General features: G+C 66.6%; 19 protein-coding genes. 12 read left to right on the forward strand and 7 right to left on the reverse strand.

Going from position 1 to position 22,501, the window contains the following annotated elements; all coding sequences use genetic code 11:
- Positions 1-13: 13 nt before the first annotated feature.
- Both ASE82_RS07000 and ASE82_RS07005 read left to right on the forward strand, forming a co-directional pair.
- Positions 14-703: an SDR family NAD(P)-dependent oxidoreductase gene (locus tag ASE82_RS07000; RefSeq protein ID WP_056060695.1), complete on the forward strand. Its 690-nt coding sequence runs from the start codon at positions 14-16 to the stop codon at positions 701-703.
- Entirely contained in the window at positions 693-1,628 is a 936-nt protein-coding gene (locus ASE82_RS07005) for a 50S ribosomal protein L11 methyltransferase (RefSeq protein ID WP_056060698.1), read from the forward strand. The genes ASE82_RS07000 and ASE82_RS07005 overlap by 11 nt, the downstream gene beginning before the upstream one ends.
- Before the next feature lie 213 nt (positions 1,629-1,841).
- Here ASE82_RS07005 and phhA read toward each other — a convergent pair whose 3' ends face one another.
- Positions 1,842-2,711 (reverse strand): phenylalanine 4-monooxygenase, encoded by an 870-nt coding sequence (gene phhA, locus ASE82_RS07010; RefSeq protein ID WP_056060701.1) that lies wholly within the window; start codon positions 2,709-2,711, stop codon positions 1,842-1,844.
- A 22-nt stretch (positions 2,712-2,733) separates the two neighbouring features.
- Here phhA and ASE82_RS07015 point away from each other — a divergent pair, with 22 nt between their 5' ends.
- A complete protein-coding gene (locus tag ASE82_RS07015; protein WP_056060705.1) occupies positions 2,734-3,399 on the forward strand; it encodes a TIGR02117 family protein in 666 nt (221 codons plus the stop codon).
- A 225-nt stretch (positions 3,400-3,624) separates the two neighbouring features.
- Here ASE82_RS07015 and ASE82_RS07020 read toward each other — a convergent pair whose 3' ends face one another.
- Both ASE82_RS07020 and ASE82_RS07025 read right to left on the reverse strand, forming a co-directional pair.
- On the reverse strand, positions 3,625-3,903 hold the full coding sequence (locus tag ASE82_RS07020) for a hypothetical protein (RefSeq protein ID WP_056060708.1): 279 nt from the start codon (positions 3,901-3,903) through the stop codon (positions 3,625-3,627).
- Positions 3,904-4,908 carry a glycerophosphodiester phosphodiesterase gene (locus ASE82_RS07025; protein ID WP_056061739.1) on the reverse strand — a complete coding sequence of 335 codons (1,005 nt, stop codon included), beginning with the start codon at positions 4,906-4,908 and terminating at the stop codon, positions 3,904-3,906. It abuts the gene before it with no gap.
- Positions 4,909-5,049: 141 nt separating this feature from the next.
- Here ASE82_RS07025 and ASE82_RS07030 point away from each other — a divergent pair, with 141 nt between their 5' ends.
- The 6 genes from ASE82_RS07030 to ASE82_RS07055 all read left to right on the forward strand — a co-directional run bounded on the left by ASE82_RS07030 (position 5,050) and on the right by ASE82_RS07055 (position 12,870).
- Positions 5,050-5,613, forward strand: coding sequence for a 2Fe-2S iron-sulfur cluster-binding protein (locus ASE82_RS07030; RefSeq protein ID WP_082441359.1), 564 nt, complete (start codon positions 5,050-5,052; stop codon positions 5,611-5,613).
- Positions 5,610-6,590, forward strand: a complete 981-nt coding sequence (locus ASE82_RS07035) for an FAD binding domain-containing protein (RefSeq protein ID WP_056060711.1) — start codon at positions 5,610-5,612, stop codon at positions 6,588-6,590. The genes ASE82_RS07030 and ASE82_RS07035 overlap by 4 nt, the downstream gene beginning before the upstream one ends.
- Positions 6,591-6,592: 2 nt before the next feature.
- Positions 6,593-8,824, forward strand: a complete 2,232-nt coding sequence (locus ASE82_RS07040; RefSeq protein WP_056060715.1) for a xanthine dehydrogenase family protein molybdopterin-binding subunit — start codon at positions 6,593-6,595, stop codon at positions 8,822-8,824.
- A 215-nt stretch (positions 8,825-9,039) separates the two neighbouring features.
- Positions 9,040-11,244, forward strand: coding sequence for a xanthine dehydrogenase family protein molybdopterin-binding subunit (locus tag ASE82_RS07045; protein WP_056060718.1), 2,205 nt, complete (start codon positions 9,040-9,042; stop codon positions 11,242-11,244).
- A gap of 98 nt (positions 11,245-11,342) precedes the next feature.
- Positions 11,343-12,266 carry an XdhC family protein gene (locus tag ASE82_RS07050; protein WP_056060721.1) on the forward strand — a complete coding sequence of 308 codons (924 nt, stop codon included), beginning with the start codon at positions 11,343-11,345 and terminating at the stop codon, positions 12,264-12,266.
- On the forward strand, positions 12,253-12,870 hold the full coding sequence (locus tag ASE82_RS07055; protein ID WP_056060724.1) for a nucleotidyltransferase family protein: 618 nt from the start codon (positions 12,253-12,255) through the stop codon (positions 12,868-12,870). Before ASE82_RS07050 ends, ASE82_RS07055 begins: the two co-directional genes overlap by 14 nt.
- On the opposite strand, the gene ASE82_RS07060 is transcribed toward ASE82_RS07055, so the two are convergent.
- From ASE82_RS07060 to ASE82_RS07075, 4 genes are all read right to left on the reverse strand, one after another.
- A complete protein-coding gene (locus ASE82_RS07060; protein WP_056060727.1) occupies positions 12,845-14,053 on the reverse strand; it encodes an ABC transporter permease in 1,209 nt (402 codons plus the stop codon). The genes ASE82_RS07055 and ASE82_RS07060 overlap by 26 nt on opposite strands.
- Before the next feature lie 163 nt (positions 14,054-14,216).
- Positions 14,217-14,873, reverse strand: coding sequence for an ABC transporter ATP-binding protein (locus ASE82_RS07065; protein ID WP_082441397.1), 657 nt, complete (start codon positions 14,871-14,873; stop codon positions 14,217-14,219).
- Between the two features lie 70 nt (positions 14,874-14,943).
- Positions 14,944-16,326 (reverse strand): efflux RND transporter periplasmic adaptor subunit, encoded by a 1,383-nt coding sequence (locus ASE82_RS07070; RefSeq protein ID WP_056060733.1) that lies wholly within the window; start codon positions 16,324-16,326, stop codon positions 14,944-14,946.
- Complete coding sequence (locus ASE82_RS07075) at positions 16,326-17,798, reverse strand: efflux transporter outer membrane subunit (protein WP_056060736.1); 1,473 nt, start codon at positions 17,796-17,798, stop codon at positions 16,326-16,328. Before ASE82_RS07075 ends, ASE82_RS07070 begins: the two co-directional genes overlap by 1 nt.
- A gap of 737 nt (positions 17,799-18,535) precedes the next feature.
- Here ASE82_RS07075 and otsB point away from each other — a divergent pair.
- Genes otsB through ASE82_RS07090 form a run of 3 tightly spaced genes read left to right on the forward strand, consistent with a single transcriptional unit; the run spans position 18,536 to position 22,493 of the window.
- Complete coding sequence (gene otsB / locus ASE82_RS07080; protein ID WP_082441360.1) at positions 18,536-19,315, forward strand: trehalose-phosphatase; 780 nt, start codon at positions 18,536-18,538, stop codon at positions 19,313-19,315.
- Positions 19,312-21,108, forward strand: coding sequence for a glycoside hydrolase family 15 protein (locus ASE82_RS07085; protein ID WP_056060739.1), 1,797 nt, complete (start codon positions 19,312-19,314; stop codon positions 21,106-21,108). Before otsB ends, ASE82_RS07085 begins: the two co-directional genes overlap by 4 nt.
- A complete protein-coding gene (locus tag ASE82_RS07090) occupies positions 21,105-22,493 on the forward strand; it encodes an alpha,alpha-trehalose-phosphate synthase (UDP-forming) (RefSeq protein WP_056060743.1) in 1,389 nt (462 codons plus the stop codon). The genes ASE82_RS07085 and ASE82_RS07090 overlap by 4 nt, the downstream gene beginning before the upstream one ends.
- The last annotated feature ends 8 nt before the right edge of the window (positions 22,494-22,501 follow it).

The raw sequence follows: 22,501 nt of genomic DNA on the forward strand, positions 1-22,501 counted from the left end.
CTAGAGCGCTGACATGACTATTCTTCTAACCGGCTCCAGTCGCGGTATCGGCGCAGCTATTCATGCGGCGCTGACCGACGCGGGCGCCTCCGTGATCGGGCATGGGACCGCCAGCGGTATCCCGGCTGACTTTAGCGATCCTAAGGGACCGACTGCGTTGTGGAACGCTGCGTTGGAGCAGGCTGGCGGCGCGATCGATGTGCTGATCAACAATGCTGGCGTGTTCGAGGCGGCACCGCTCGCCGATAACGACTGGACCGCGCAGTGGGAGCGGACGATGCGGATCAACCTGACCGCGTCGGCCGAGCTGTGCCGGTTGGCTGTATTGCACTGGCAATCGCGCGGGTTCGGCGGGCGGATCGTCAATATCGCGAGCCGGGCGGCGTATCGCGGGGATTCGCCGGCGCATTGGCATTATGCCGCGTCGAAAGCGGGGATGGTGGCGATGACCAAGACCATTGCTCGGGGCTATGCTCGGGAGGGCATTCTGGCGTTTGCGGTGTGCCCGGGGTTCACGATGACCGGGATGGCGGAGGAGTATCTGTCGAGCCGGGGCGGCGATGCGTTGCTGGCGGACATTCCGCTCGGGCGGGTTGCGGCACCTGACGAGATCGCGGCGGCGGCGAAGTTTTTGGCGTTGGAGGCGCCGGCTTCGATGACGGGCTCGGTGATCGACGTGAATGGGGCGAGCTATGTCCGATAGTTGGAAGCTCACCCTCCCCTGCACGCGCGCGGAGGCGGAGGCGATCGATGCGAGCGACGATCTGACGATCGACGGTGTGTTGATGACCACCGAGGAGATCGAGGACGACGTCGAGTCGTGGCGGCTCGATGCGTATTTCGAGCATGAGCCGGCGGCCGACACGGTCGCAGCGGTGCGGGCGCTGGTGCCGAGTGCGGCGGGGGCCGAGATCGCGGTCGAGCGGTTGGGCGATGCGGACTGGGTGACGATGAGCCAGGCCGGGCTCGAGCCTTTGTCGGTCGGGCGGTTCTTCGTGCATACCGGGGCGCATGCGGGTTCGGTGCCGGCGGACAAGCGGGCGTTTTTGATCGAGGCTAGCCGGGCGTTCGGGACGGGGCATCACGAGACGACGAGCGGGTGTCTGGCGATGCTCGACGGGTTGGCGGATGCTTCGTTTGCGAACGTGATCGATATCGGGACGGGGACGGGGTTGCTTGCGTTTGCGGCGGCGCATCTCTGGCCTGCGGCTGCGGTGATGGGGACAGATATCGATCCGGTCTCGATCGATGTGACGGCGGAGAATGCGGCGCTCAATGGGGTCGAGGGGATCGATCTGGTTGTGGCGGACGGTACGCTGGACGATGCGATCGTGGTTCGCGCGCCGTATGATCTGGTGATCGCGAATATTCTGGCGGGGCCGCTGGTGTCTATGGCGCCGGAGATCGCTTCCATTTCGGATGTGGGGGCGACGATCGTGCTGGCCGGGTTGCTGGAGACGCAGCGGGCCGGGGTCGTGGCGGCGTATGAGGCTTGCGGGTGTTCGCTCGAGGCGGTCGACCGGCGGGGGGATTGGAGTGTGCTTCGGTTGCGGGCTGGGGCGGTGAGGTTTGTGGCGGAGGGGCCGTTCGATCCTAAGGGGCGCGATGGGTGGGCGCTGGATATTTGAGCCACCCGTAGAAGATTGTTCCCCCGCGAAGGCGGGGGGCCAGTCTGGGCCCCCGCCTTCGCGGGGGAACAAGTTGGGAAGGGCTGCCCTCACCTCACTTCCGGCACCACCCCGGCGGAGGCCGGGGCCCAATTGAAATGGCGGTGCGGCTCTATTTTGGAGGTTCGCCCAATTGGGCCCCGGCCTTCGCCGGGGTGGTGCTTTCTTATCTAATTACGCACTGAGTTTCGCGTTAGCGTACGCCTGCGTACCCTCGGTAATTACCACATCCCCCGGTTCGATCCGCGCGACGGGAATATTCGGGAGCGCCTTCAGTTCCTCGTACAGCGGCGCGAAGTCCGTCTCTACCGTCAGCCGCAGCAACTCCTCGAAGCTCGGGATGACGAAATAGTTCTGCTGGAAATCGTCGATCCGGTATTCGGTGCGCATCACACGCGCGAGATCGAGCGCGATGCGGTTGGGGCTCGGATCGTCGAGCGCAAACCGCGTTTCCGCGTAGCTGGAGACGATGCCCGAGCCGTAGATGCGCAGGCCTTCGGGTTCGGCGATCAGGCCGAACTCGACCGTGTACCAGTAGAGTCTTCCGAGATACTTCAGCGCGTCGAGGCCGAGCGCGCGCTGGCCGCCGCGGCCGTAGGCGGCGAGGTAGTCCGCGAACACCGGGTCGGCGAGCATGGGCACGTGGCCGAACACGTCGTGGAAGACGTCGGGTTCCTGCAGATAGTCGAGCTGGTCGGGGCGGCGGATGAAGTTGCCCGCGACGAAGCGGCGATTGGCCATGTGATCGAAGAACACGTCGTCGGGGACGAGGCCGGGGACCGCGACGACCGACCAGCCAGTGAGCTTGGTCAAGCGCTCGGACAGCTCTTCGAAATCGGGGATGCCGGGTTTCGACAGTTTCAGGACATCGAGCCCACGCAGCCAGGCGTTCGACGCGCGGCCGGGGAGCAGCTTCGACTGGCGCGCGAACAGCGTGTCCCACGTCGCGTGATCCTCAGCGGTGTAATCCGCCCAGTTCTGCGGGATCGTCCAGTCGGGCGCGCCTTCGGGCGGGGTGCTCAGCACATGTGTGTCATTGGCCATGCGGCTGGTCTAGCATGACGGAATGAAGACGGAAACGCGTTGGGTTAAGTCGATTTTATGGGCGGTCGCCGCAGTGTTTGGGGTGGTTGCGAGCTATGCGGTGGCGGGGCTGGTCGGCGGATCGATCCCGAGCAATCGTGACTGGCGGGCGCCGGCCGAAGGGGTTCATATCTTCGTCGAGAGCAACGGCGTGCATACCGGGATCATCGTGCCGAAGCTGGCCGGCGGGGTGGACTGGCGCGGGGTGGCTCGCGCGGAGGATCTGCGTGATCCGCGGTATGGGGCGTTCGATCATGTGTCGTTCGGGTGGGGGGAGAAGGCGTTCTACCTGGAGACGCCGACCTGGGCGGACGTGAAGCTGCGGACCGTGGTTGCTGCCGCGACCGGCAGTACGCGGACGTTGATGCATGTCGATCATCTGCCGAGGCCGCGTGCGGGGGATGGGGCTCGCGAGATCGTGGTGACGCCGGCGCAGTATCGACGGTTGGCGGCGTATATCCGGGCTAGCTTTCGGGATGGGGGTGCGCGGTATCGGGGGTATGCCGGGTATGATGCGTTTTACGAGGCTAACGGGCGGTATAGTGCGGTGCGGACGTGTAATGCGTGGACGGGGGATGCGCTTCGGTTTTCTGGGGTTCGGGTTGGGTGGTGGACGCCGTTTCCGGTTACGGTGATGGGGTGGTTTTGAGCCAACCTTGTTCTCCCGCGAAGGCGGGAGTCCAGACTGGGCTCCCGCCTTCGCGGGAGAACAAGTTGGGGGCGGGATGCGGTTGTTCGGGCCACCACCCCGGCGCAGGCCGGGGCCCAATTGGGAAGCGGCGGTAACAGTGCGCAGTCCGTCGTCAGCAACGTCCCCCAATTGGGCCCCGGCCTTCGCCGGGGTGGTAGTGAGGGAGGATGGGTACCGGGCCGCTCAGTTTCCCGCGCGGTAGCCTTGGTATTGGCCGCATTCCGAGCGCTGTGGGTCGCGCTTGCAGCGCTTCGCGAGTTCCTTGCGCTGCTTGCCCTCTTCGGCTTCCTGTTTGCGCATCTTCTTGCCGTAGTTGCGGTCCGATTCTTCCTGGCTGGTGGTGGTCCAGTCGACCGCCTTGCCGGCGACCTGGAACGGTGCCTTCACGATCGAGGTTGCGGTGCTGATGCAGCCACTTACGAGGAACGGCAGGACCGCGAGTACGGGGAGGACTTTACGCATTTACTTCACTCCTGCGCGGGACCGATCGCGCGCCTGGCTCCCGTATAGCGGAAAGTCGGTGAAGAATCCGTCGATACCTTGTGCGAGCCCAGCGTCGATCTCCGCGGCGATGTCGCCGTGCGCTGCGGGGTCGGTGCCGCGGCGGAAGCGGGTCGGTTCGAAATAGTTTTCGGCGCGGTAGGTCCAGGGGTGGACGCGCAGGCCGGCGGCGTGCGCGTCGGCGACCAGTGTGGTCGGTGTCGCGTCGGTCCAGAGCATGCTCTTGTTCGGGCCGATTCCGTAGGCATAGGCGGCGACGGCCTTCAGTCCCTCGGGCGTGATCATCGCCTTGTAGCTCGGCTGCGCGCCGTCGGCAGGACCGCCCTCGCCGTCCATGAGCTGGATCAGGCGGACTTTGGTCATCTTGTGGAGGCGCTGGAGGTTGGCGACCTCGAACGACTGGATGAACACCGGCGCTTTGGCCGAATCCCAGCCGGCCTCGCGCAGTTCGGCGACCAGTTTCGCGTCGGTCGGGTGGCCGATCTTGGCGAAATAGGTCGGATGCTTGGTCTCGGGATAGATGCCGATCGTCCGGCCCGTCTCGGTCGTGCGGCGTTTGGCGAGCGCGATGATCTCGGCGAGCGTCGGGATTGCGAACTGGCCGTCATAGGCGGTGTTCGCGGGGCGGAGCTTGGGCAGCCGCTCCTTCGCGCGCAACGTCTTCAGTTCGGCGAGCGTGAAGTCCTCGACGAACCAGCCGGTCATCGTCTGGCCGTCGATCGTCTTGGTGGTTTTCCGCGCGGCGAACTCGGGGTGGTCGGCGACGTTGGTCGTCTCCGCGATGTTGTTCTCGTGCCGCGCGACGAGGATGTCGTCCCTGGTCGGGACAAGATCGGGCTCGATGAAGTCCGCGCCCTGGTCGATCGCGAGCGAATAGGCCGCCAGTGTATGCTCGGGCCGGAGCCCGCTTGCGCCGCGGTGCGCGATGACGATCGGAGGCGACAATCGGGGAGAAGCTGGCGTCATCGCAACAGCTTGCCCGCTCAGCGCTATGAACGCCAGCGTACCAACACGTGAGAGCTTGTCGCAATAGGAAACGATCGGTCGCATCGGCGTTAAGTCCTCGAAATCCGTACATTCCCGGCACATTCAACCAGGGGCACCGCCATGCATTTCACGATCAATGGTCAATCATATGACGCCGAGCCCGATATTCGCACGTCGGTGCTCGATCTGTGCCGCGAGCATCTCGGGCTGACGGGCTCGAAGAAGGGCTGCGATCATGGCCAGTGCGGCGCGTGCACGGTGCTGATCAACGGGCGCCGGGTCAATTCCTGCCTGACGCTGGCGGTGATGCACCAGGACGACGAGATCACGACGATCGAGGGGATCGGCCAGCCGGGCAACCTCCATGCGTTGCAGGACGCGTTCGTGCGGCATGACGGCTATCAGTGCGGGTATTGCACGCCGGGGCAGATTTGTTCGGCGGTCGGCATGCTCGACGAGGTCAAGAAGGGCTGGGCCAGCCATGCGTCGGGCGACCTGACCGATCCGAAGTTCGACGATGCCGAGATTTCCGAGCGGATGAGCGGCAACCTATGCCGGTGCGCCGCGTATCCGAACATCGTCGACGCGATCCGCGAAGTCGGTGGTGCCGAGCCCGCAGGCCGGACCGCGGATGAGAAGGACGCCGCGATGGAAGCCAATGCGCGTGGGGAGCTGGTGGCATGAAGACCTTCACCTACGAGAAGCCCGCGACGCCCGAGGCTGCGGTCAAGGATATCGATACGAGCGGCGCGAAGTTCATCGCGGGCGGGACGAATCTGCTCGACCTGATGAAGTTGCAGGTCGAGACGCCGGACAAGCTGGTCGACATCTCGCGGCTCGATCTCGCGAAGATCGAGGAACGTGAGGATGGCGGGCTGACGATCGGTGCGCTGGTGCCGAACAGCGATCTCGCTGCCGATCGCCGCGTCGTCGCCAAGTACGAGGTGCTGAGCCGTGCGTTGCTGGCGGGTGCTTCGGGCCAGTTGCGCAACAAGGCGTCGACCGGGGGCAATCTCCTCCAGCGGACGCGGTGCTATTATTTCTACGACACCGCGGCGGCGTGCAACAAGCGCGAGCCGGGCAGCGGCTGTTCGGCGATCGGCGGCTTCAACCGCATCCTCGCCGTGCTGGGGACGAGCGAGCATTGCATCGCGACGCACCCGAGCGACATGGCGGTGGCGATGCGGGCGCTCGACGCGACGATCGTGACGCTGAAGGCGGATGGCGATCGTCGGCGGATCTCGATCCACGACTTCTATCGCCTGCCGGGCGATACGCCGCAGATCGAGAACGCACTCGAGGCCGGTGAACTGATCACGCACATCGAGCTGCCGGCACCGGTCAAAGGCAAGCAGGAATACCGCAAGGTGCGCGACCGTGCGTCCTATGCGTTCGCGCTCGTCTCGGTAGCGGCGATCGTCGACGTGCAGGACGGCGTGATCGCGTCGGCCTCGCTCGCGTTCGGCGGGCTTGGCCCGATGCCGTGGCGCAATCCGGCGGTCGAGGCGGCGCTGGTCGGCAAGGCGCCGTCCGATGCCGTGTTCGAGGCTGCGGCGACCGTGCTGCTGGCTGATGCCAAGGGCTATGGCTCGAACGACTTCAAGATCCCCCTCGCCCGTCGCACGCTGATCGCGACGCTGCGCAACGTCACGGGAGCATAAGCATGTTTGGTCTTGGCACTACGAATAGCTTGACGATGGACAAGCCGCATCCGGACAGTCTTCTGGATACGGGCGTCCAGGGCGTCATCGGCAAGCCGCTCGACCGGATCGACGGTCCGCTGAAGGTCACCGGAACGGCAACTTATGCCGCGGAATACCAGTTCGCCAACATGGCGTTCGGGGTTCTCGTCGGCACGAAGATTTCGGCGGGCAAGGTCGTTTCGATCGACGTGGATGCGGTGAAGAGCATTCCCGGCGTGATCGACGTCGTGACCGATTTCGATCGGTTCATCCGCGTTGCGGCACAGGGCGGTGCGACCGATGCGCCGACGCAGGGCGTGAAGGACATCGCGTTCTTCGGCCAGATCGTCGCGATCGTGCTCGCCGAGAGCTTCGAAGTCGCACGGGACGCGGCGGCCCGGTTGCCGATCGAGTATCAGGCGAGCGAGGGGCAGTACGACTTCGCCGCGCATCGTGACGAGACCCGCAAGCCGGCCGACGATGCCACGCAGGCGCATTTCGCGCAGGGCGACGTCGACAAGGCGATGGACGCCGCGCCGGTGACGGTCGACGTCACATACGTCACGCCGAGCCAGAACTCCGCGGCGATGGAGCCGCATGCCTCGATCGCGGTGTGGGAAGAGGATGGCTCGCTGGCGCTGTACGGCGCCTATCAGATGCCGACGTCGGATGCGCAGCAACTGGCGAAGTCGCTCGGCGTGTCCGAGAAGAAGGTGCGGATCATCGCGCGCTATATCGGCGGCGGGTTCGGATCGAAACTCGGCATCGCGCCTGAGAGCGTTGCAGCAGCGATCGCGGCGAAACAGCTTGGCCGTCCGGTCAAGGCGGTGATGGCACGCCAGCAGGTGTTCGAGGCAACCGTCCGCCGCTCGAATACCGAGCAGCGCATCCGGCTTGCGGCCGATGCCACCGGCAAGCTGAGCGCGATCGGTCACGAGACGCTCACCTCGAACCAGTCGACCGAGGATTATTTCGAGCCAGCGGGTATCGGCACGCACATGCTGTACGGTGGCGAGAACCGGATCATCACGCACGACATCGTCGATGTGAATTTCGTCGTGTCGGGCTCTATGCGCGCGCCGGGTGAGGCCGTCGGCATGATGGCGCTGGAAGGCGCGATGGACGAGCTGGCCGAGAAGCTCGACATGAATCCGATCGAACTGCGCCGGATCAACGACCCGGCGGTCGATCCCGAGAGGGACGTACCCTATTCGTCGCGCAATCTGACGCGTGCGCTCGACGAGGGCGCGGCCAAGTTCGGCTGGGACAAGCGCCAGAAGGCCGGGACGCGGCGCGAGGGCGAGTGGCTGATCGGGACGGGCGTCGCTGCGGCAGTGCGCGGGAACATGATGCAGGAATCGTCCGCCAAGGTGGAGATTCATCCGGATGGCTCGGCGACGGTGTCGTCGGCGATGACCGATATCGGCACGGGCAGCTACACGATCCTGGCGCAGATCGCGTCCGAGATCCTGGGTATTCCGGTCGAGAACATCACGATGTCGCTGGGCGATACCAACGATCCTCCGGCGGCTGGTTCGGGCGGTTCGTGGGGCGCGACGTCTTCGGGGACGGCGGTGTATCTCGCGTGCGAGATGCTGCGCGGGAAGCTGGCCAAGGCTATGGACGTTGATGAAAACGACCTGACGCTGAAGGACGGCAATGCGATCGGTGACAATCGCTCCACACCGATCGGCGAGCTGGTCGGCAAGGGTCTCGATGCGACCGGACACATAAAGCCGGGCAAGCAGGAGAAGGAAACGACCCAGGCGTCGTTCGGCGCGCATTTCGCCGAGGTCGCGGTGAACGCCGTGACTGGTGAAGTACGCGTGCGGCGGATGCTCGGATCGTTCGCGGCGGGGCGCGTGCTGAACGCGAAGACGGCGCGCTCGCAATGCCTTGGCGGGATGACGTTCGGGATTGGCGCGGCGCTGACCGAGGATTTGATCCACGACCTGCGTACCGGCAAGCTGGTGAACCACGATCTGGCGGAATATCATGTGCCGGTGAACGCCGACATTCCGCAGATGGACGTCCACTTCGTCGACGAGCGCGATATCCATGCGAACCCGATCCACGCGAAGGGGATCGGCGAGCTGGGGATCTCGGGTGCCGGTGCTGCGGTGGCGAACGCGGTTTATAACGCGACGGGGATTAGGGTGCGCGAGTTCCCGATTACGCTGGATAAGCTGCTGGATCAGTTGCCGGCTGTTTGAGGGCTGACGATACCATAAACAGGTACCACCCCGGCGAAGGCCGGGGCCCAGTTGGGGGACGAAGATAACGAAGGATCGTCCTCCGTTATCAAGACCTTTCCAACTGGGCCCCGGCCTTCGCCGGGGTGGCGGCGAGGTGGAGGGCGTCTCATTCCCAACCCTCGTCAAACGCCCCCGCCCTACCCATATGCTTCGCTCCACCCGAGGACCGCAGAATGAACGAACACGTGATGGATGCGGCGTTTCGTCCGAGGGGTCTCGACCGCGCCAAGCAGGGCGTTCTCGGGCTTGGACTCGACCGGATCGAGGGGCCGGCGAAGGTCACCGGCTTGGCGGACTATGCGTATGAGGGCACGCCCGATCGCATCGCCTATGCCGCGATCGTCGGCACGCCGGTGGGCAGCGGGCGCATTCTTGGCATTGGCGTAAGCGCCGCCGAGGCGTTGCCCGGCGTCATTGCCGTCATTCACAACGATCCGCGGATGCCGGCCGGCGAGTCCAACTCGCGGGCGATGCCGCTGTTCGATACCGACGTCATTCTCCACCTCGGCCAGCCGGTCGCGATCGTCGTCGCCGAGGACCAGGCGATCGCGCGCGATGCCGCCGCGCTGGTCATGGTTCGCACCGAAGCGGGCGAGGATCGGTTCGACGTCGAGACGCAGCCGGTCGATACCGCGCCGAAGATCGGCTTCCTGCCGCCGATCGACAAGGGCGATCTCGACGCGGTGATGGCGGACGCGGCGGTGACGTTCGACCGGACCTACACGACGCCCGTGCATTTCCCCGCCGCGCTGGAGCCGCATGCGACCACCGCATGGTGGGAGGGCGACAAGCTGATCGTGCGGTCGAGCAACCAGGTGATTGGCGGCGCGCGCAAGACGATCGCGAAGGCGCTGAAGATCGATGCGGACAAGGTGCGCGTGCTCTCGCCGTATGTCGGCGGCGGGTTCGGCGGCAAGACTGGTGTCGGTCCCGAGGCGATCCTCGCGGCGATCGCGGCGGAGGTCGTCGGGCGGCCGGTGAAGGTCGCGCTGCCCCGCCGCCAGACCGCGTATATGGTGCATCATCGCTCGCATACGACGCAGCGGATCCGGATTGCTGCCGACGAGCACGGCGTGATCCTCGGCATGGGGCATGAGAGCGTCGTCGCGCAGAACGACGATGGCGAGTTTCTCGAGCCGGTGCCGTTCGGGACGCTGCCGCTGTACCGGGGCGACGCGCGGCGGTTCAAGACCGACCTCGTGCGTGTCGATCTGCCCGCAAGTGGCGCGGTGCGCGCACCGGGCGAGGCGGTCGGCACGTTCGGGGTCGAGTGCGCGATGGACGAACTGGCCGAGCAGCTCGGGATCAATCCGATCGAGCTGCGGCGGCGCAACGAGCCCGAGACCGATCCGGTGAGCGGCAAGCCGTTCTCCACGCGGCGGATGCTCGATTGCTATACGCAAGGCGCCGAGCGGTTCGGCTGGCCTGCGAGCGTGCCTGCGCCGGGATCGGTGCGCGAGGGCGAGTGGCTGGTGGGGATCGGCATGGCGGCGAGCCTGCGCGGTAACTTCACGGTCGAGGCGCAGGCGCGTGTGCGGCTGGAGGTGGACGGCCGGGCGACGGTCGAGTGCGACATGACCGATATCGGCACGGGGACGTACACCATCCTCGCGCAGACCGCGGGCGAGATGCTCGGGTTGCCGGTCGCCGAGGTGAACGTGCGGCTGGGCGATACCGACCTCCCGCCGAGCGCTGGGTCGGGCGGGTCGTTCGGTGCTGGCAGCGCGTGTTCGGCGGTGGTGCTGGCGTGCGAGGATATCCTTGGCGAACTGGCGTTGCGTATGAACGCCGCGCCCGAGGACCTGAGCCTGCACGACGGCTGTGTGAGCGCTGGCGGACGGTCGGTGAAGCTGGCCGATCTGGTCCGCGGTGAGCCGATCGTGGCGATGGGTAAGACCGGGCCGGGTGCCGAGAGCAAGCGCACCAGCCAGGCGAGCCACGGCGCGCACTTCGTCGAGGTCGCGGTGAACGCGGTGACGGGCGAGACGCGCGTGCGGCGGATGCTGGGCGTGTTCGATGTCGGGCGCGTGCTCAATCGCAAGACGGCGACGAGCCAGATCACCGGCGGGATGGCATGGGGGATCGCCTATGCGCTGAGCGAGGAGGGCGTGGTGGACACGCGGACCGGAGCGTTCGTGAACCCCGATTTCGGCGAATATCATGTCGCGGTGAATGCCGACATTCCGCAACTCGAAGTGCATTTCATTGAGGAGATCGACGACTCCGCGAACCCGGTTGGGGCGAAGGGCGTTGGGGAGCTCGGGATTTCCGGCGCGGGGGCTGCGGTGGCGAACGCCATCTACAACGCGACGGGGGTGAGGGTTCGGAACTTTCCGGTGACGCTCGACAAGCTGCTGGCAGGACTACCCTCCATTTAAGAGCTGTTCCCCCGCGCAGGCGGGGGGCCAGGATACCAAACGGAGCGTTCGTGGCTCCTGGGCTCCCGCCTTCGCGGGAGAACGAGAAGAGAGACAACATGGCCGAAAACGATAGCGTGCTCGCTGCTGCGAAGACTTGGAAGGGCGAGAAGATGGCGATCGCCACGGTCGTCTCGACCTGGGGATCCGCGCCGCGGCCCAAGGGCAGCCACATGCTCGTCCATGCCGATGGGCGGTTCGAGGGTTCGGTGTCCGGCGGATGCGTCGAGAGCGACATCCTCGCCACCGCTGCCGAGGTGATCGCCGGGGCGCCGTTTCAGGTGCGCAACTACGGCGTGGCGGATGCGGCGGCGTGGGAAGTCGGGCTGCCGTGTGGCGGCGAGATCGCGGTGATGGTGCAGCCGGTGTCCGCCGAGGGGTTCGATCCCGAGCTGTTCGACCGGATCGCCGATGCGCGCGACCAGGGCGATGCGCTGACCGTGACGACCGACCTCACCACCGGGCACAGCGACGCGCGGCCGCTGGAGACGGGCGAGGTGTTCGTCAACCGCTACGATCCGCCGCGCCGGCTGCTGATCGTCGGCGCGGTGCAGATCGCGCAGGCTCTGGCGGGGCTGGCACGCGAACTCGGGATCGAGACGGTGGTGATCGATCCCCGCGCGCGCTTCCTGACCGAGGAGCGGTTTCCGGGCGTGACGCTCGACGATCGCTGGCCCGACGAGGCGATCGCCGCGCTCCGCCCCGGTCCGTCGACCGCGGTCGTGACGCTGAGCCACGACATCAAGATCGACGACCCTGCGCTGATCGCCGCGCTCGCGTCGGATGCCGCGTATGTCGGCGCGCTCGGCAGCCGCAAGAGCCATGCGGCGCGGCGCGAGCGGCTTGCTTCGGAGGGCGTTACGGCGGAGAACATCGACCGGATCGATGCGCCAGTCGGGCTCGATATCGGCGCGATCGGACCATCGGAAATCGCGCTGTCGGTCGCGGCGGCGATGATAGGAGCGTTCAATGATCGCCGCTGAAAACGTCTTCCTCATCCTCCTCGCGGCCGGGCGTTCGGAGCGGTTCGGCATCCCCAACAAGCTGGAGGTGCCGTTCCTCAACAAGCCGCTCGGGATGCACGTCGTCACGGCCTTCGAGAACATTCCGTTCAAGCGCCGGCTGGTGGTGACCGACGGCTGCAAGCTCGACTTCATCAGCCATCATTTCGAGGTCGTGCATAACGACGATCCGTCGTCGGGCATGTCGCAGTCGGTGAAATTGGGCGTCCAGTGCGCGAAGGACGAGGGCGCGGAGGCAGTGCTGATCGCGCTGGCGGACATGCCGCGCGTGACCGCGGCGCATATCTACCGGATGCTCGATGCCGCCGACAGCGCGGACGCGGTGGTCGCGTCGAGCGATGGCGAGAAGCCGAGTCCCCCTGCCCTGTTCGGGCGCGAGCGGTTCGATTTCCTGCTGACGCTGGACGGCGATGCGGGCGCGCGTGACCTGGTGAAGGCGGGGCGGCATGTCGTGACGGCGCCTGCCGAACTGATCGATATCGACACGCCCGAGGATCTGGACCGGCTGCAGGCGCTGGTCCACGATCCCAAGGCGGCGATCACTCGTGCCTTAACGCGTCGATAGGGTTCATAGCCGCCGCGCGCCTGGCCGGGAAATAACCGAAGACCACGCCGATCACCGCGGAGATCGCGAACGCGAAGATGTTGATCTCTGGCACGAACAGCCACTGAACCTTGATCAGCGGCGCGATGATCGCGATCGCCGCCTGCGCGACGATCAAGCCGATGACGCCGCCGAGACACGACAGCGCAATCGCCTCGACGAGGAACTGCAACAACACCTCGCGCGCGACCGCGCCGATGGCGAGGCGGATGCCAATCTCGCGCGTGCGCTCGGTCACCGACACCAGCATGATGTTCATGATGCCGATCCCGCCGACGACCAGGCTGATACCGGCGACCGCGGCGACGATGCCGGTGAGCAGGGTCGTGGTGCCGGTCAGCGTGTCCGAAATCTGCTTGGTATCGAAGATGTTGAAGTCGTCGGGCTTGTCGCCGGTGATGGTGCGGCGTTCGCGGAGCAGGTCGGTGATCCCGGCCTGCACGGTGCTGGTGGAGAAGCGCTCGTCGACGCCGACCAGCATCAGGCGGATATCGCGGTTGCCGGTGAAGCGCCGCTGGACCGCCTTGATCGGCATGACCACGGTGTCGTCCTGATCGCCGCCGAACCCGGCCTGGCCGCGCGTGGTCAGCACGCCGATCACGTCGCAGCTGATCGGTCCGATACGGAAGCGGTGGCCGACCGGATCGCCGCCGGGGAACAGGTTTTTCGAGACGGTATTGCCGATGATGCAGACCGCGGCACCGGCGCTTTCCTCGACCGGCGTCCAGCGGCGACCCGAGGCGAGCGGCCATGGCTGGACCTGGAAGATGGCGTCGGTGGTGCCGTTGATCGTGGTCGACCAGTTGGCGCCTTCGTAGATCGCGGTGGCGGTGGCGCTGGCTTGCGGCGCGACCGCGGTGACGCCGGCGATCTGGTTGGCGATCGCGGCGACGTCCTCGGGCTTGAAGTCGGGCGGACGCGGGCCGCCACCGCCGCGACCGAAGCCCTGGCCAGGGCGGACTTGCAGGATGTTGGTGCCGAGCGCGGAGATCGACTGCTGCACCGCGGCGGTGGTCGCCTTGCCTAGCGTCACCATCGTCACGACCGCGCCGACGCCGATGACGATGCCGAGGATGGTGAGGAACGATCGCAGGAGGTGGCGGCGGATCGAGCGAAGCGCGAGGACGAGGGTGGTGCCGAACATTAGCGCGTCGCTCCGGTATCGAGAGCGTAGTCTTGCTGCTCCCCTTCCGCTTGCGGGAGAGGTCGGGGGAGGGGCTGACCAAATAGACCGGACGCCAGTACGTACGTCGCGCCCTCCCCTGACCCCTCCCGCAAGCGGGAGGGGAATGCTTCGCGGACGCCGCTCACGATTCCACGCTTTCGCCTTGGCGGTGCTGGCTTTCGATGCGTTCCACCAGGCCGTCCTTGAAGTGGACCACCGTCCTGGCGAAGGCGGCCATGTCGGGTTCGTGGGTGACCATCAGGACCGTGATGTTCTTTTCCGCGTTCAACCGCGTGAGGAGTTGCATGATCTCGATCGAGCGTTCGCTGTCGAGGTTGCCGGTCGGTTCGTCGGCGAGCAGCACGTCGGGGCTGGTCACCAGCGCGCGCGCGATCGCGACTCGTTGCTGCTGGCCGCCGGACAGTTCGGCGGGGGTGTGGTCCCACCAGTCCGCCAAGCCGACGGTGTCGAGGCTCGCCATCGCCGCATCCCGGCGCGCGCGTTTTTCGTCGCCGCGGTAGAGCAAGGGGAGTTCGACATTCTCCAGCGCGGACGTGCGCGAGAGCAAGTTGAAGCCCTGGAACACGAAGCCGAGATATTTTCGCCGCAGCAGCGCGCGCTGGTCCCGGTCGAGCGTTTCGACGTGGTGGCCGCGGAACAGGAAGGTGCCGTCGCTCGGCACGTCGAGACAGCCGAGGATGTTCATCGTCGTCGATTTGCCCGAGCCCGACGGCCCCATCACCGCGACGAAATCGCCGGCCGCGATGTCGAGGTCGACGCCCTTGAGCGCCTGGAACATCGTCGCGCCCTGCCCGTACGTCTTGGTGACGCCGCGCAGGGAGATGAGCGGTTCGGCGGTGAGCGGCGCGTTACTGGCCACCGCCCCCACCCTTGCTCGCGCCACCTGAGCGACGTGCGCCCCCGCTACGCTTGGCGTCGTCGCCGCCGCTCGCCAACTGGCCGGTGATGACCTGCGCGCCGGGCTGGAGATTGCCCGACAGGACTTCGGTCATCGTGCCGTTGGTGTCGCCGGTGGTGATCTGCACCGGCTGCGGCGTGCCGTCCGCGCCCTTGACGTAGATCGTCTGCTGCGCGCCGCGAGCGACCGTCGCGGTGCGCTCCGCACCGCCGCCACGGCGCGGACGGAAGGTCAGCGAGCCGGCGATGCCGCCGCCTGCGTCGCCGGACGCCGTGGTCGGCTTGAAGCGCAACGCGGCGTTGGGGACGAGCAGGACGTTGCGCTTGTCCGAGGTGACGATGTCCGCGGTCGCGGTCATGCCGGGACGCAGCGTCAGCGACTGATTACCCACCGTCAGGTCGGCCGCGTACGAGACGACCTGCCCGGTGGTCGAGGTCGCGGTGGTCGAGGTCGAGGAGGTGGCCGAGCTGACCGTCAGGTTCGAGCCGAGATCGACCCGGCTGATCGTCGCGGGGAAGGTCTGGCCGGGGAACGCGTCGACGGTGAAGCTGGCCTTCTGGCCGATCTTGACCTCGCCGACGTCGGCTTCGTCGATCGCGACCTCCAGCTTCATCTTGGTAAGGTCTTCGGCGATCACGAACAGCGTCGGCGTGTTGAACGACGAGGCGACGGTCTGGCCCGGATCGATCTGGCGCGCGAGCACCACCCCCGTCACCGGCGAGCGGATGATCGCGCGCGCGCGCTGCGTCTGGTTCTGCGCGAGGAGCGCGCGGCTGGCGACGACGTTGGCTTCGGCGACCTTCTGTGCCGCGACGGCGCGGGCGTAGTCGGCGCGGCCGGTCTGGAGTTCGGTCTTCGACGGTACGCGACCACCCGAGAGGCGCGAGACCTCTTCGAGGCGGTTCAGCTGCGCGCGCGATTCTGCGACGGTGGCCTGTGCCTGCGCGACCTGCGCCTGGTTCGCCGCGAGCTGTGCGCTGGTCTGGCGGATCTGGTCGTCGAGCTGTTCGGGGTCGATCAGCGCGAGCGGCTGGCCTGCGGTGACGCGGTCGTTGACGTCGACGACGACCTTGGTGACGAGGCCCGACAGCTGCGAACCGACGGTGACCTGCGTGGTCGGGGCGAGCTTGCCGGTTGCCGAGACGCTGACGGTCAGGTTGCCGCGCTGCGCGGCCTGTGTCGAATATTGCGTCTGCTCTTTCGCGCCGAAGCACTTCGCGAGCAGCAGGCACAGCAGGACCACGCCGACCGCGATCAGGACCCACTTTACGTAGCGTTTCCAGGGAGCCTGCGGCTTTACGCCGAGGAAGTCGTCGATCGATGCGTCGGCCATCAGCGTGCCTCTGGATTGGATATGGGCGCTTGCGGGATCACGGTGGAGTCCCAGCCGCCGCCGAGTGCGGCATAGAGTGCGATCAACGCGGTTGCCGCATCGGCGCGCGCCTGCGTGGCGCCGTTGCGTGCGGACAGGAGCGCGGTTTCCTGCTGGTTGAGCGTGGTGAAATCGGTGAGGCCGGTGCGGTATTGGCTGCGGCTGAGGATCGCGGAATTGTTCGACGCGTCGAGGGCGATCGCGAACTGGCGCTCGCGTTCCTGCGCGGTCTGCAGCGCGACGACGGCGTTCTCGACATCCTCCAGCGCGGTGAGGACGGTCGATTTGTAGAGCGCGAGCGCGCCGTCGGCGGCGGCTTCGCTGGTGCGGACCTGGCTGCGCAGACGGCCGCGGTTGAAGATCGCCTGCGTCAGCCCGGCGAAGAGGCTGCCGGTGATCGCGTCGCCGATGTTGCCGATCGAGGTCGCGTTGGTGTTCAGGTTCCCGGTGATCGCAAGCGCGGGATAGAGCTGCGCCTTGGCAACGCCGATCCGCGCGGTGGCCGCGGCGAGCGCGCGTTCGGCCGAGCGGATGTCGGGGCGCTGGCGCAACGTATCGCCGGGGATGCCGACGCCCACCGCGGCGGGGCCGGTCGGGATCGCCTTCACGGGCGCCATCATCGCCCGGAGCGCGCCGGGGGCTTGGCCGGTCAGCACGCCGATCCGCGCGACGGCGGCGGCGTATTGCTGATCGAGGCTCGGGATCGTCGCCGCGGTCTGCGCGCGCTGGGCGCGGGCCTGTTCGGCGTCGACGCTGGAGACGAGCCCCGCCTGCACGCGGAAGCCGGCGATCTCCAGATTGTCGTCCTGGATCGCGAGCGAGGCGCGGGCGTTGGCGAGCTGCTGCTGGTACGAGCGCGCGAGGACGTAGTTGCGCGCGACCTCGCTTTCGACGGAAATAAGCACGGTGGCGTAGTCGTAGCCGGACGCGGCGTAATCCGCGCGGCTGGCCTCGACGGTGCGGCGGATCTCGCCGAAGACGCCGACCTGATAGCTGGCGCTGGCGCCTACCGTGAAGCTGTTAGCGCCGCCGCCGCCGGTATCGATGACGGTGCCGTCGGGCAGCGTGAACGACCGGCCGCCGCCGCGGACGTTCTCGTTGCGCTGGTACCCGGCCGAGCCGTTGACCGTCGGGAGCAGCGACGCGCGGTTCTGGAGCAGGCTTTCGCGGGCCTGGCGGAGGCGGGCGACGGACTGCGCGAGGTCGAGGTTGGCGGCGGCGGCCTGCTCGACGAGCTGGCCGAGGACGGGGTCGTCGAACTTCTGCCACCAGCGGGTGAGGTCTTCGGGCTTGGTTTCGGGGGTGACCGAGTATGCGTCGGGGACGCCCAGCTCTGCGGCGGCCTTGGGGTGGTAGTCCGGGCCGACGGTGCAGCCGGCTAGCAGGACGGCCGCGGAGACGGGTGCGATGAGAAGGGCGCGGACGCGGGACATGGGCGGCAGGCATGACCAAGCGGCTGGGGCTAGTCCAGCGGTTTTGTGTCGCGAGGTGTCGCAGGTGGGGTGGATTGGAGGGGGGTGGTGGCTTCAACTGGCGCCGTCTGCACTGACTTGCTCGGCCGCTATCCTGATGGCACGTGCATACGCTGTTTAACGTGGGCCACCCCCTGCTACTTGTTCTCCCGCGAAGGCAGGAGTCCAGTCTGGGTCCCCGCCTTCGCGGGGAAACAAGGTTTGCTGGCCTTCCGTCACCCCGGACTTGTTCCGGGGTCCACCGGGCCGCATTCTCTTGAGGTGCTGGGAGTGCGGAACGGTGGATGCCGGAACGGGCCCGGCATGACGAAGAGAGGTCTCGTATCTACACCACCCCGGCGGAGGCCGGGGCCCAATTGGGCGGACCGGGCTCATGAATGCCCGTGGGCTATTACAACTGCCTTCCCTAGTGGGCCCCGGCCTTCGCCGGGGTGGTGGTGGGTGCGGCGATGTGAGTGGTGAAATTGTGCCACGTTAGAGCGTTCATGCCTGCTTCTCCCCTTATTGTTCCCCCGCGGAGGCGGGGGGCCAGGGTTACCGGCGCTGCGCTGCTTGGTCCTGGGCTCCCGCGTTCGCGGGAGAACAGTGAGGGACGGTCGCGCTCGCCAATCACTTCTCTCCCCACCCCGAAATTCGAACCGCACCCGTTCCAATTTTGCAGTGCAGCGGAACGGAGCGGTGGCGCTAGGGGTTCAGGGATGATGCTAGCCGAACGCCAGCCCGCGACTGATGTCCTCGCGCCGCCCCTTGCCGTGCCCGACGCCGTGAGCCTGTTCTTCGATTTCGACGGGACGCTCGTCGACCTTGCCGCCACGCCGGATGCAGTTGTGGTGAGCCAGATGCTACTCGACACGCTCGATACGCTTGCCGAGCGTTTCCCCGGTCGCGTCGCGATCATCAGCGGGCGCTCGATCGCGCAACTCGACGCGATGCTCGGGCGCCACGCACACCTGTTCGCGGTCGCGGGCAGCCACGGGGCGGAGACGCGCACGCCCGACGACGGCCATGTCGCCGCCGAGCGCCCCGCCTCGCTCGAAGCCGCCGCCGACGCGTTCCGCCACTTCGCCGACGCCAACGGGCTCGTCTATGAAGCCAAGAGCCTTGGCGCCGGATTGCACTACCGGATGGCGCCGGACTTCGAACCCGCCGCGGTCCGCCTCGCCGAGGACCTCGCCGTCACGCACGGCCTCACCCTCCAGCGCGGGAAGATGATGGTCGAATTACGCACCCCCGGTGACAAGGGCGCCGCGCTCCGCAAACTGATCGATGCCCCGGCAATGGTGGGCAGCGTGCCGTATTTCTTTGGCGACGACGTGACCGACGAGGACGGATTCGAAGCCGCGCGCCACCTTGGCGGGGCGGGCGTGCTGATCGGTGAGCAACGGCCTACCGCCGCCACCTACCGCCTGAACGACGTTGCCGCACTTCGCGACTGGATTGCTGCCATATTGGAAACACCCATGTTGGAAACACGATGACCGCACCTACCCAAAAAGCCGACATGAACCTGTGGCCGATCGGCAATTGCCAGGTCTCCGCGTTGATCGACAAGACCGGCACGTTCGTCTGGGGCTGCGTGCCCCGCGTCGACGGCGACCCGGCGTTCTGCGCGCTGCTCGGCGGCGATGCGCCCAAGACCGGGTTCTGGGCGATCGAACTGGAGGGCGGTGCGAAAACCACGCAGGCCTATATCCGCAACACGCCGATCCTGGTGACGCGGCACGAGGACGAAGCGGGCAACGCGGTCGAGGTGATCGATTTCTGCCCGCGCTTCGTGCGCGAGGGGCGGACCTATCGCCCGACCAGCTTCGTCCGGATCGTCAAGCCGGTCGCGGGCTCGCCGCGCATTCGCGTTCGGATGCGGGTCGCGACGAACTGGGGGAAGCCGACCGAGCACACGCAGGGCTCGAACCACATCCGCTTTCTGATGGACGACCAGACGCTGCGGCTGACCACCGATGCGCCGGTCGGGCATATCGTCGGCGAGAACTGGTTCCGGCTCGAACGCCAGATGCACCTGTTCCTCGGCCCCGACGAGAGCTTCGCGGGCGTGCTGCACGAGGCGGCGGAAGCGATGCTTTCGCGGACCAAGGACGAGTGGCGCCACTGGGTGCGCGGGCTGGCGACGCCGGTCGAGTGGCAGGATGTCGTCATCCGCGCCGCGATCACGCTGAAGCTGTGCCAGCACGAGGAGACCGGCGCGATCGTTGCCGCGCTCACCACCTCGATCCCCGAGCACGAGGGGTCGGAGCGCAACTGGGACTATCGCTACTGCTGGATCCGCGACGCCTATTACACCGTGCAGGCGCTCAACCGGCTGGGTGCGCTCGACGTGCTCGAAGGGTATCTCGAATATCTGCGCAACATCGTCGATGCGTCGAAGGGCGGGCATGTCCAGCCGCTCTACGGCGTCGGCGGCGAGGCGACGTTGATCGAGCGGATCGAGAGCGACCTGCCCGGCTATCGCGGCATGGGTCCGGTGCGCGTCGGCAACCAGGCGTACGAGCAGATCCAGCACGACGCGTACGGCCAGATCATCCTGTCCGACGTCCAGGCGTTCTTCGACAAGCGGCTGTTCCGGATGTCGAGCGAGGAGGATTTCAAGAGCCTCGAACTGGTCGGCGACCGTGCGTGGGAAACCTATGACAAGCCCGACGCGGGGCTTTGGGAATTGCGCACCAAGGCGCACGTCCACACCTATTCGGCGGCGATGTGCTGGGCGGCGTGCGATCGGCTCGCGAACGCCGCCGAGGTGCTTGGTCTCGAGGATCGCCGGACGTTCTGGGAGGAGCGCGCCAACACCATCCGCACGACGATCGAGCAGTCGGCGTGGCGCGAGGATACGCAGCGTATCTCGGCGACGTTCGGTGGCGACGATCTCGACGCGAGCCTGATCCAGCTGCTCGACCTGCGCTTCTTCGCGCCCGACGATCCGCGGTTCCAGTCGACGCTAAAGGCGGTCGAGGAAGGGCTGCGGCGCGGGAGCCACATGCTGCGCTATGCGACCGAGGACGATTTCGGCCTGCCGCACACCGCGTTCAACGTCTGCACCTTCTGGCTGATCGAGGCACTGCACGCGACCGGCCGCACCGCCGACGCACGCGCGCTGTTCTGCGAGATGGTCGCGCGGCGGACGCCGGCCGGGCTGCTGTCGGAGGATATCGACCCGAACACCGGCGAGCTGTGGGGCAATTATCCGCAAACCTATTCGCTGGTGGGGCTGATCAACTGCGCGGTCCTGCTCAGCAAGCCGTGGAGTGCCGTCCGATGAGCCGCCTCGTCGTCATCTCGAACCGCGTCCAGTCGGTCGATGCGCCTTCGGGCAACCAGGGCGGCCTTGCGGTCGCTTTGCTTGCCGCACTCCGCGAAAAGGGAGGGGTGTGGTTCGGCTGGTCGGGATCAACCACCGAGACCTTCACCGGGCACATCAATTTCCAGCAGGGCAAGGGCGTCACCACCGCGACGATCGACCTCGAAGAGCAGGATTTCGACGAATATTATAACGGCTATGCGAACCGGACCTTGTGGCCGCTGTTCCATTACCGGATCGACCTGACCGAGTTCGAGCGCGATTTCTCCAGCGGCTACGCGCGCGTGAACAAGCGGTTTGCGGAGACGGTGCTGCCGTTGATCGAGCCGGAGGATCTGGTGTGGGTCCACGACTATCATCACGTCCCGCTCGGCCAGGAACTGCGCAAGCTCGGCGTCGAGAACAAGATCGGGTTCTTCCTCCACATCCCGTGGCCGCCGATGGCGATGCTGCTGTCGCTGCCGAGCCACCGTGCGCTGGTCGAATCGATGTTCGCGTACGACGTGATCGGGTTCCAGACGCAGGACTGGCTCGACAGCTTCCTCCATTACGTCACGAGCCAGCTCGACGGCGTGGTCGGCGAGGATGGCTGGGTGACGGTCGGCGACCGCACGATCAAGGCGATCACGACACCGATCGGGATCGAGACCGCGGACTTCGAGAAGTCGGCGAACAGCGATGCCGCACGGCATGCCAAGGAGCGGATGTACATGTCCGCGACGGGCCGCAGCCTGATCGTCGGGGTCGACCGGCTCGATTATTCGAAGGGTCTCGCCGAGCGATTTGCTGGCTATGAGCGGTTCCTGGGGTCGCACCCGGATCGGCGGGGCCTGGTCTACATGCTCCAGATCGCGCCGCCTTCGCGTGAGAAGGTCGATACCTACCAGGAGATTCGCGCGAACCTCGATTCGATGTCGGGACGGATCAATGGCGAATATTCGGACATCGACTGGACGCCGATCCGCTATGTCAACCAAGGTTTCCCGCGCGACGTGCTGGCGGGAATCTACCGCGCCGCGCGCGTTGGGTTGGTGACGCCGTTGCGCGACGGGATGAACCTGGTCGCGAAGGAATATGTCGCGGCGCAGGACCCTGAGGATCCGGGCGTGCTGGTGCTGTCGCACTTCGCGGGCGCGGCGACGCAGTTGAAGGACGCGGTGCTGGTCAATCCGTACAGCCCCGAGGAGATGTCGGACGCGATCGACCGGGCGCTGAAAATGCCGCTGGCCGAGCGCAAGGCGCGGTGGGAGAAGCTGATCGACAACGTCCGGAAGGAGGACGTGATGTGGTGGTGCGAGTTGTTCATCACTGCGCTGGAAGCGGTGCCGGAGCACGTCGAGGCCTGACTCCGTGG

Source organism: Sphingomonas sp. Leaf230 (assembly GCF_001421745.1).
Taxonomy (GTDB): Bacteria; Pseudomonadota; Alphaproteobacteria; order Sphingomonadales; family Sphingomonadaceae; genus Sphingomonas.

Coding starts and splice junctions, on each gene's coding strand:
- ASE82_RS07000 (WP_056060695.1), top strand. CDS start 14: ATGACTATTCTTCTAACCGGCTCCAGTCGCGGTATCGGCGCAGCTATT.
- ASE82_RS07005 (WP_056060698.1), top strand. CDS start 693: ATGTCCGATAGTTGGAAGCTCACCCTCCCCTGCACGCGCGCGGAGGCG.
- phhA (WP_056060701.1), bottom strand. CDS start 2,711: ATGGCCAATGACACACATGTGCTGAGCACCCCGCCCGAAGGCGCGCCC.
- ASE82_RS07015 (WP_056060705.1), top strand. CDS start 2,734: ATGAAGACGGAAACGCGTTGGGTTAAGTCGATTTTATGGGCGGTCGCC.
- ASE82_RS07020 (WP_056060708.1), bottom strand. CDS start 3,903: ATGCGTAAAGTCCTCCCCGTACTCGCGGTCCTGCCGTTCCTCGTAAGT.
- ASE82_RS07025 (WP_056061739.1), bottom strand. CDS start 4,908: ATGACGCCAGCTTCTCCCCGATTGTCGCCTCCGATCGTCATCGCGCAC.
- ASE82_RS07030 (WP_082441359.1), top strand. CDS start 5,050: ATGCATTTCACGATCAATGGTCAATCATATGACGCCGAGCCCGATATT.
- ASE82_RS07035 (WP_056060711.1), top strand. CDS start 5,610: ATGAAGACCTTCACCTACGAGAAGCCCGCGACGCCCGAGGCTGCGGTC.
- ASE82_RS07040 (WP_056060715.1), top strand. CDS start 6,593: ATGTTTGGTCTTGGCACTACGAATAGCTTGACGATGGACAAGCCGCAT.
- ASE82_RS07045 (WP_056060718.1), top strand. CDS start 9,040: ATGAACGAACACGTGATGGATGCGGCGTTTCGTCCGAGGGGTCTCGAC.
- ASE82_RS07050 (WP_056060721.1), top strand. CDS start 11,343: ATGGCCGAAAACGATAGCGTGCTCGCTGCTGCGAAGACTTGGAAGGGC.
- ASE82_RS07055 (WP_056060724.1), top strand. CDS start 12,253: ATGATCGCCGCTGAAAACGTCTTCCTCATCCTCCTCGCGGCCGGGCGT.
- ASE82_RS07060 (WP_056060727.1), bottom strand. CDS start 14,053: ATGTTCGGCACCACCCTCGTCCTCGCGCTTCGCTCGATCCGCCGCCAC.
- ASE82_RS07065 (WP_082441397.1), bottom strand. CDS start 14,873: ATGTTCCAGGCGCTCAAGGGCGTCGACCTCGACATCGCGGCCGGCGAT.
- ASE82_RS07070 (WP_056060733.1), bottom strand. CDS start 16,326: ATGGCCGACGCATCGATCGACGACTTCCTCGGCGTAAAGCCGCAGGCT.
- ASE82_RS07075 (WP_056060736.1), bottom strand. CDS start 17,798: ATGTCCCGCGTCCGCGCCCTTCTCATCGCACCCGTCTCCGCGGCCGTC.
- otsB (WP_082441360.1), top strand. CDS start 18,536: ATGATGCTAGCCGAACGCCAGCCCGCGACTGATGTCCTCGCGCCGCCC.
- ASE82_RS07085 (WP_056060739.1), top strand. CDS start 19,312: ATGACCGCACCTACCCAAAAAGCCGACATGAACCTGTGGCCGATCGGC.
- ASE82_RS07090 (WP_056060743.1), top strand. CDS start 21,105: ATGAGCCGCCTCGTCGTCATCTCGAACCGCGTCCAGTCGGTCGATGCG.